Here is a 7403-nt window from a genome sequence, read left to right as displayed (position 1 = left end):
TAGGCTGAGGCAGAGCGCAGGGACACCTCTCGCGATCGCTTCGACGTGAAAAGTCGATGCACGGTTGTGAGGGATTCTTTCACGCCGCTCGGGCATGAGGGTTGCCCAATGAAATCGATAAACGGCGGCAAGAGTCACCTCTCGCGAAACACAACGAACTCTCGCGTCCACGCTCGTTTTAGGGGCTCCGAGGCCTGAAAGAAAGGGCGATAACAGATGCAGTATTGTCGGCAGGCTTTGCCGCAGTTGTCGTGCTGTCCGTGGTGATGTCCGTGGCGCTTTACCGCTGGAGCCGTTATGCACCTATCTTTCCGCCAGACGGCACACCGTCGATAGAGGAAGCAATGCCTTGGTAGCGATGGCCGGATGATCGGAACGTAATAATGACGCCACCCGTCTAAGACGTAGCGCTCTTAGCCGGCCTGCAGCTTGACGCCCGACGTAGGAGGTCGCGATCTCTAAATCTCAGGAGGCTGCCATATCTCTCGTTCGGGTCGGCTATTCGTGATGTCGACCACACGATGGAGAAGTGTGCCCGTCTGATCGATCTAGGCTCCTATTACACTGCTTTCGACCCACAACCCCGTTCAAGCGGAGCAGGCCCATGGACAGAAATAAACCCTGGAATGCGCGATTGCTCGAGGCCGGTGGCTCGGTTCGGTTCCCACGTCGAAGCTTTCTAAAAATGGCGGCTAGCGTAGCCGGTGGAGCAATCTTTGGTGGAGGCCTGTCGGCATATGTGGAAGGTGATCCAAAATGCCGTTTGAGAATGGCTGTCGGAAGCTCATCCGTGAGCGCCCGCTGATTTTGACAATGCGGTTTGGCCCACTTTGATATTCAGATTTGGCCCACCCCTCCGTGTTTGATTTCCCAGTTTCGCGCTCTGAAGTGATCCACCTTTCCGAGATCTCACTTTCTCCCGCCGCTGGCGGCCGGCGGCGGCGCGGTATTAATTCTTGGTCTCCGAGCTTTTGCCCTTGCGCTTCTCCAGGGTACGGCGAAAGCGGTAGGACTCAGTGCCGGTCTCAATGATATTGGCGCGATCGGTAATGCGGTCGAGCAAGGCCTTGCACAGCCGGGCGTTGGGAATCACCTGGGTCCATTCCGAGAACGGCAGATTGGTGGTGACGATCACGGCCGCCTTCTCGGCCCGTTCGGCGATGACCTGGAAGAGGAACTCGGCGCCGACCTCGGCCAGCGGCACATAGCCTACTTCGTCGAGTGCGATCAGATCGTAGCGCGCCCAACGTGAGAGCGCGCGGCCAAGCTGCAGCTGATGCTTGGCTTCGACCATCTCATTGATCAGCGCGGCGGCGGTGGCGAAGCGCACCCGGCGCTTTTGCCGGCAGGCGGCGACGGCCAGGCCGGTAAGCAGATGGGTCTTGCCGGTGCCGCTCGGAACAGACACATACTGCTCAGTTTTCACGTTCAGTAATCGTTCACTATCGCTGGCATCCGCTGTTCGGGCGAGCGCTTTTTCCGAAGCGTCGACATCTTGCGCCGGACGGCACACGAAGCCTGGTCTGTTTGTTACCGGACAACACTTGGGCCTTGGTGCCAGAGTGGATGACCTCGCGCGAGGCGTGCGCGCGCTGTCACCACGCCGAAGTTCCCGAGGTCTCGCTCGCCGCGCTGCTCGAACTGACCGCCGCGCTCGATGCATTGCCGTTCGCTGCCCGCTCGCCCACGATCCGCTCGGTGGAGGATTCCGAGGAGGTTGGCGAGGATGGATCGAAAGAGCAAGACGGCCAAGCCAAAAGCGCGGCAACTCGAGCTGGCTTGGGAGGGGCGAATCGGCTGGGAGGAACTGCCGGCGCAGCTCCGGCTTCAAGTTCGCGACGAACTGATGCGGTTACTGATGCAGCTCGCGGTAGGCCCAGACGTGGTGGAGGTGGACGACGATGATGGCGAGCGCTGAGAAGATTGGGCCGCAGCATCTGGCGCGCCCGGCGGTAGTTTACGTGCGTCAATCAACCATCAGCCAGGTGCGTCATCATCACGAAAGCCGTCGCCGACAATACGACCTGGCGGTACGAGCCAAGCAGCTGGGCTGGCACGAGGTCTCGGTAATCGACGAGGACTTGGGGCGTTCGGGCGCCAGCAGCACGGCCCGCACCGGCTTCAAACACTTGGTAGCGGAGGTCGGCCTTGGCCACATCGGCGCGATCTTCGCCGTCGAGGTCTCCCGGCTGGCTCGTAACAATCGCGACTGGTATCAGCTCCTCGACTTGTGCGGGTTGATGGACACGCTGATCATCGACGACGAAGGAATCTACAACACCCGCCATCCCAACGACCGGCTTCTGCTCGGACTCAAGGGAACCATGAGCGAGGCGGAGTTGGGCTGGATTCGCCAGCGTGCGCAGCAAGGTCTGCTTTCCAAGGCGCGCCGTGGCGAACTGATTCTGGGATTGCCGATTGGATACGTAAAGGCCGCGGACGGGCGGATCGAGAAGCACCCGGATTCGCGCATCCGGGAAGCGCTCGAACTGGTCTTCCGCAAGTTCGCCGAGTTGGGCAGCGTGCGCCAAGTGTTGCTCTGGTTCCGGCAGGAAAAACTCGCCCTGCCCTCACTGGAAGAGGAGCGCCGCGCTGGCCGAGCAGTGAAGTGGCGCCTGCCCGTCTACAACACCATCCACAAGATCCTCTGCCATCCGATATATGCCGGCGCCTACACCTTCGGCCGCACCATCACTCGCACCGGCGTGGTTGACGGCCGCGCGCACAAAACGAAGGGACATCGACGAGCGCGCGAGGACTGGATCGTGTTGCTGCGCCAGCATCACGAGGGCTATATCGATTGGGACACTTACGAGCGCAACCGGAGGCTGATCGCGGACAACGCGCAGATGAAGGGTGTGATGGTGCGCGGCGCGCCGCGCGAGGGTCGCAGTCTGCTCGCGGGACTCTTGCGCTGCAGGCGCTGCGGAAGAAAGCTTCACGTCTCTTACTCCGGTAACGACGGGAAGGTTCCCCGCTACTCATGTCGCGGAGCCGCCATCAACCACGGCACGGACAAATGCATCTCGTTCGGCGGGCTCAGAGTGGATGCCGCCGTAGAAACTGAAGTGCTGCGCGTTCTCACACCGGGCGCGATTGAGGCAACGCTTGAGAACACGCAGCGCGTTGCCGAGCAGACAGACGAGGTCGTCCGCGCGCTGACCCTTGAACTCGAAGAAGCCGGCTACCAGGCGGCTCGCGCCGAGCGCCAGTACGATGCAGTTGAGCCTGAGAACCGGCTGGTAGCGGAAACGCTTGAGCACCGATGGAACGAGGCCTTGGCCCGGGTCGGAGAGCTTGATCGCCGACTGCTGGAACTCAAAAGCGATCAAAGCCGGCAGCCCGTACCCGACCGAGCGCGCCTGCTCACGCTGGCGCGACGCTTTCCCGCGGTGTGGTCGAATCCGGCCACAGACTACCGAAGCAAGAAGCGTCTGGTGCGTCTTCTCATCGAAGAGATCATGGCCAATGTCGCTGCCGATCAGAGTATCGAATTGGTTATCCATTGGAAAGGTGACAAACACTCGACGCTATACGTACGCAGGAACCGAATCGGTGAGCATCGATATACAACGGATCGCGAGGTAGTCGAGGTGATAAGGGATCTCGCCCGCGTTCTTCCAGATAGTCAGATCGCGCGAATACTCAATCGCCTTGGCTATCGCACTGGAGCGGGCAATAGCTGGACGCAGACTCGGGTCAACTCATTGCGCAATAATCACGGCATCGCGGTGTTTGATCGGGAGCGCGACGGCGATCGGACAGTCACCATCGAGGCCGCTGCGCAAATCCTTGGGATAAGCGCTACGGCCGTTCGGACGCTGATCGAACGCGGCACGCTTAGTGCACGCCAGCCCGTACCGTACGCCCCGTGGGCGATCAACCGCGAACAACTGGAGAGCGAAGAGGTGAAAGCCGCTGTGGAGGCTGCAAGACAGCGCCGAAAGCTTCCGCGAAGCGTTCCGGCTGAACAACTAAACCTAATAAATCCGGGCACATAGCGAGGTGGGCATTATGTCGCTGGATCGCTGTCGCCTATAAAGATGATCGGCTCCGCTTTCGCGATGTAGTCGCCCTTGGCCAGTTCGTGGATCTGCTGGGCCGAGACCTTGGGATTACGCGCGAACTCGAACTCCTCCAGCGTCTTCAGTCGTGGCAGACGGGCTTCGCGGATGCGCCGCTCGATCAGGCGTTGTTCCCGTTCTTCGAGTTCGGCTTGCAACAGCGCTTCGAGATAGCCGAGATGGGTGCGGCGTTCGCGCACCGCCTGTTCGGCTAGTGGCGCGCACTGCGCCGCGATGGTCGGCATCCGCAGCACCTTGCACTGCTGCCGGATGGTGGCCGCTTCGAGGGCGACGCTCTGCGCGTTCACGGCGTCACCTCCTGGCCGAGCAGTCCGTCGTAATCGGTCATTACCGGCAGCGGTCGTTCAAAGCGTGACAGGGCGTCCAGCTCGATGAGCGCGTCGCGCGCATGGGTCAGGTCGGCCGCTTCCACCAGATGCCGCACCGCCGCGGCGTCGGCACAGCCCAGCGCGATCGCCTCTTCTATCGCCGCGCGCACCCGCTCGTGGCCGTGCGCTTTGATCAGGCTCAGCACCTGAATCATCTGGCGGGTGCCGCTTGGTTGGCCGTTGCGGCGCCTCAACTCGTCGAGCAGCCGATCGTAACTCTCCGGCCACAGTCCTCGTTGGCGCCAGGCGGCGAGCGGCTTCGACCCGATCAGCGCACCCGGCTTACGCTCCAGCACGTCGAGATAATGCTCGAGGTCGAGCACCTGTTGGTGCCGCTCGTAGCAGCGTGCGTGACGCGCGATGCAGTGGCCCTCATCCCGCACTTCGACATGACTCGGATAAAGCCGCACCTCGACGGTTCGTCCGGGCGGCGCCGGCGCCGAATAGAGATTGGTCCGCACCCGCACGCAGCCGAGCCCGTCCACGCACGGGAATGACAGCTCCACCAGCTCGAAACCTTGCTCGGCGAGCGGCAGTAGCTGGGCGCGCTCCTCGATCATCGCCGCGCCGACGCTCTGGTGATGGCCGGCGATCTGGCGCCGCTCATCTGCGTGACAGGCAGCCAGCAGTTGCGCGTTGAGCTCGTCCAGGTCCCGCGCTTGTGGCAGCGGCACCCAGTGATTGCGCCGGAAGTAGCCGGCCTCGCTCTCGATCCCGCCTTTCTCGTGCGGTTCCGCCGGCGTGCAAAAATCGCTCTCGAAGCGCCAGTGCGAGCGGAAGGCGATGAAGCACGTCGTCTCCTCGCGGCGATGGCCGCGCAGAATCTTCTTCACCGCGCTCTTCAGGTTGTCATACCTGAGGAGCCGGAAAACTCCGCCAAAATAATGGAACGCGTGCTCGTGGGCCTCGAGAAACGCTTGCTGCGTCGCGTGCTGATAGGCCCGATGGAAAGCGGCACCGCTCGCCATGCTGCGCAACGAAAATACCTGCAGCTTAACTGGCGCGCCGCTCAACTCCGCCCACGCCTCGTACCAATCGACCTGGCCTTCCTGCCCCGGCGCGTAGTTCTGCGGCACGCAGGTCACGCGCGTTGACCAACCCAACTCCCGTTTGCGTTCGCGCACATACTGCCGCACCGTCACCTCGGCCACCTTGTACTCCGGTTGCTCGCTCCGGATCCGCTCGAAGATCCGGTGCGCGGTGTGACGCTGCTTGCGCGGCGCCTTACGGTCGGCCGCCAGGATAGCCTCAATGAAGGGCCGCAGCGGCCCGATTACCGGCCGTTCCCGTTGACCCTGCTTGCGCGCCGGCGGCTCGGCATTCGCCAACGCCTGACGCACCATCCGCCGATGCACTCCCAGCTTGGCCGCAACTCCCTGGATGGTCCCAAGCCCGAACTCGTATTCCCGACGAATCTGCTCGAACAGTTCCACCTTCGCTCTCCGCTCCATCCCAAGCCTCCCGCCTCTTCGGCAGGATGCTCGGCTTTGCCGGGGTGGGCCAATTCAAAGCATCGAAGTGGGCCAAATCAGAGTATCGAAATCAGACGCAAGCGGGTCGCGCGCTTGCTGAAGGCCGCAGGCCTTTGGGGAGTGAGCCGCCGCCAATGGGTAACTACCACGGTACGAGAGCGCAGCGCGCGGCCGGCACCCGATTTGGTCGAACGCAACTTCATCGCCGCGGCGCCCAATCGGTTGTGGGTCGCCGACATAAGTGCGCCATGATGGCAAGGAGGAAGAGATGACATAGGAAACGAACCTCTTAGCCTGCTGGCATTTGGCCGGTGGCTGCGAAGCCACCCGATTCCGGGAAGGAGCCGGAATCGAAGGGGACTGTCCCAGCGTATCGGGTTCCGCCGATACGTGGAAAAGCTGACGGTCTGAACTGTACCGGACATCGCCATCATCGATGGGCCGGGCTACCGCGTGTCGTAAGGCGAGACAACGAAGCGTGCGACGGAAGGCTCTGTACTTAGCCACCAACGCTCCCGGGACGGCCGGATGGGGCTGGGAGTAGCTGCGATCCGAATTAGTCAGTCTTTATGTTGCTGACTGCTGGGTTCAGCATTGAACTCGACGACGCCTCACTCCTTCTATGCCGTCGTCCAGAATCGCCAGGGCTAGAGCACGCCGCCTAAGCGACAAAGGCCGAGCGCCGGAACATGGGAACCCTGACTAGTTGCTCGGGACGGACCCGAGCTAACCGCGGAGACCGGCGAAGATTAGGACAGGGGGCGGAGCCTGCGTAGTAGTCGGAGCACGGGAAAACCGGGCACAGGGCGAAGGCAGGCAGGGAACCGATAGGCTGTGGTGGCGGAGGAATCGTCCGTGGACTCGGATGATCAGGCTGATGAGGCTTGGCTCCTCAGCGTTCAACATAAGCTATATCAGTGGAGCAGGAAGAATCCCGACAGTTGCTACCGCGAGTTGTGGAATTGGGTAACCGATCTCCGCAACCTGCGATGCGCCTGGCGCAGAATTGCTAGCAACAAGGGCAGTCGTACCGCCGGGATAGACGGGATAACGGTGGCGAGCATACGCAGGCGGGGGATTGAAGCCTTTCTGAAGGGGCTTCGGGACGACTTGCGGGCGGGCCGGTATCGGCCGAGCCTGGGCCGTCGGAAGTGGATTCCCAAGCCGGGTCAACCAGGGAAGTTCCGACCCCTGGGTATAGCCACCGTAACCGACCGCGTCGTGCAATGCGCGGTCAAGCATCTTCTGGAACCGATCTTCGAGGCGACCTTCTGGCATGTCTCTTATGGGTTTCGACCCGGACGAGGATGTCATGGCGCCTTGGAGCACATCCGCACTGCCATACGTCCGCGAGCAAAGGCCAGTGATGGCCGACGTCAACGGGCGCCTTATCAATGGGTCATCGAGGGCGATATCAAGGGTTGTTTCGACCATATCGATCATCACTTGCTGATGGAGCGCGTGCGCGCGCGCATCGG

General features: G+C 61.9%; 6 protein-coding genes and 1 pseudogene. 4 read left to right on the top strand and 3 right to left on the bottom strand.

Annotated features, from left to right (window positions below):
• Window positions 1–949 precede the first annotated feature (949 nt).
• Window positions 950–1513, bottom strand: a complete 564-nt coding sequence (locus VFI82_02615) for an ATP-binding protein (protein HET7183548.1) — start codon at window positions 1511–1513, stop codon at window positions 950–952.
• 213 nt (window positions 1514–1726) lie between these two features.
• Here VFI82_02615 and VFI82_02610 point away from each other — a divergent pair, with 213 nt between their 5' ends.
• Both VFI82_02610 and VFI82_02605 read left to right on the top strand, forming a co-directional pair.
• On the top strand, window positions 1727–1918 hold the full coding sequence (locus VFI82_02610) for a hypothetical protein (protein HET7183547.1): 192 nt from the start codon (window positions 1727–1729) through the stop codon (window positions 1916–1918).
• Window positions 1902–4001 (top strand): recombinase family protein, encoded by a 2100-nt coding sequence (locus tag VFI82_02605; protein ID HET7183546.1) that lies wholly within the window; start codon window positions 1902–1904, stop codon window positions 3999–4001. Before VFI82_02610 ends, VFI82_02605 begins: the two co-directional genes overlap by 17 nt.
• A gap of 11 nt (window positions 4002–4012) precedes the next feature.
• Here the strand turns inward: VFI82_02605 and VFI82_02600 are convergent, their stop codons facing one another.
• Window positions 4013–4372, bottom strand: a complete 360-nt coding sequence (locus VFI82_02600; protein ID HET7183545.1) for an ATP-binding protein — start codon at window positions 4370–4372, stop codon at window positions 4013–4015.
• Window positions 4369–5886 (bottom strand): IS21 family transposase, encoded by a 1518-nt coding sequence (gene istA / locus VFI82_02595; protein ID HET7183544.1) that lies wholly within the window; start codon window positions 5884–5886, stop codon window positions 4369–4371. The genes VFI82_02600 and istA overlap by 4 nt, the downstream gene beginning before the upstream one ends.
• A gap of 96 nt (window positions 5887–5982) precedes the next feature.
• Here istA and VFI82_02590 point away from each other — a divergent pair.
• A pseudogene (locus tag VFI82_02590) lies at window positions 5983–6168 on the top strand (IS3 family transposase).
• Between the two features lie 612 nt (window positions 6169–6780).
• Window positions 6781–7403 (top strand): reverse transcriptase domain-containing protein (locus VFI82_02585; GenBank protein HET7183543.1); only part of this gene is annotated, 623 nt, incomplete at its 3' end.

The organism is Terriglobales bacterium (assembly GCA_035691485.1).
In the GTDB taxonomy this organism is placed as follows: Bacteria; Acidobacteriota; Terriglobia; order Terriglobales; family Acidobacteriaceae; genus JAIQGF01.
Note: the sequence above shows the minus strand (reverse complement) of the source record. Positions and strands in the feature narration are given on the sequence as shown.

Coding starts and splice junctions, on each gene's coding strand:
- VFI82_02610 (HET7183547.1), top strand. CDS start 1,727: ATGGATCGAAAGAGCAAGACGGCCAAGCCAAAAGCGCGGCAACTCGAG.
- VFI82_02605 (HET7183546.1), top strand. CDS start 1,902: ATGATGGCGAGCGCTGAGAAGATTGGGCCGCAGCATCTGGCGCGCCCG.